2 protein-coding genes are annotated in these 1,311 nt (G+C 47.7%); both read right to left on the reverse strand.

What is annotated here, in order from left to right; all coding sequences use genetic code 11:
* A partial coding sequence (locus tag AUR66_RS22620) for a hypothetical protein (protein WP_394326261.1) occupies positions 1–192 on the reverse strand: 192 nt, incomplete at its 3' end.
* A 799-nt stretch (positions 193–991) separates the two neighbouring features.
* The coding region (locus AUR66_RS22625; protein WP_231727874.1) for a hypothetical protein at positions 992–1,311 on the reverse strand (320 nt) is incomplete at its 5' end.

Here is a 1,311-nt window from a genome sequence, read left to right on the forward strand (position 1 = left end):
ACCAGTCAACTTTCGCCACACCCCCACTACCGTCACTACCATCAGCGACCCAATTAATAGAGCTAGCGCAAAACTGGCGGTGCCATTGAAGCGAAACACTACGGAGAGTAGGACCACTAATAGCGCAGCCAGTTGGGACGCATAGAGGATGTAACTGAGCGAGTCGCCCGAAATCTCGAAATTCTTCCCCATCTATTCATTACAAATTGCTATAGCAGCCGGATAATACTTCCTAAGCAGCGCTCTTTTGGATGAATTTCAGCAGGTGCACAAAATACAGTGTGTTAGCAGGGAGTACAGTCTCGGGAAAATTGAGGTCAATCTCGGTTACGATAGTGATCTGCGAACATTTCGGCGAAGATACCAAGTGCTGGAATGAGATTGGCGATAGCTCCAGTGAAGTCACTCAAAGAGACAAGCTGGAACAAGGCCCGACTCCCACCTCCAGCAGTTAGTAAAAAACCAGCAATTACTGTGAGTCTATACTCGAAACCAAACAGATAGAATCTCGAGAGCCCCAAATAACCAATATAAACGGAACCGACCAATACAGGATTGACTTTACCCATGGAAAAATCGTGGATAACCAGGCGACGAGGAGTACTCCAACGAGGACACTCAGAAGACGTCCAGCAGGATTGGACATCAACGCTCGTCCGTATCCAGCTACATCCATATCTACACTCCCAAAGGAAGAGTTGTAAAGTAAAGACACCGTATAGGAGCGCGACAATAGTTGTCCCTTGAGTGCCAGTCAGTTTGAGTCCCAATAGCAGAAGAAGGACGCAACGACGAAGAGTGACATCTCATTGGAGAGCGCCCCACTCACGAGTGACTAAACCAATCACTTGTGAGGAAGTTAATTACAACAATATTATTGTAATGGGGTGGAGAGTTGTGTAGTTCGGATATAATTACTGCCAGGATGTTATTATAGGAGAATTTATATAACTCCTCTATTAGGTCAATAGTGGATGGTCCCTAGACGAAATCACGTCCCTCGAGCTCTCTTCATCGGACTTGTTATCCTCCTTGCAGGGTGCATTGGAGTTCCGAGTGGCTCGATATCAGATGCAGAATCTGTTGGAGAACAGGTACAGACACGGTACGACGCTATCGACCGATACGAAGCAACAGTAACGAAGACAGTCGAGACTGAACGGAATACAGCTACCGTCCATGCTACCGTGACTGTTGACAAATCAAACTTCACCCGCATTGCATACCACAGCGGGCCACGTGCAGGAACAGTGACGGAGATGCCCGCGTCGGCAAGTTCGAGCATGCAGCCAATGCTTGCAACGAGTATGC

The sequence above is a fragment of the Haloferax profundi genome, from assembly GCF_001469865.1.
In the GTDB taxonomy this organism is placed as follows: domain Archaea; phylum Halobacteriota; class Halobacteria; order Halobacteriales; family Haloferacaceae; genus Haloferax; species Haloferax profundi.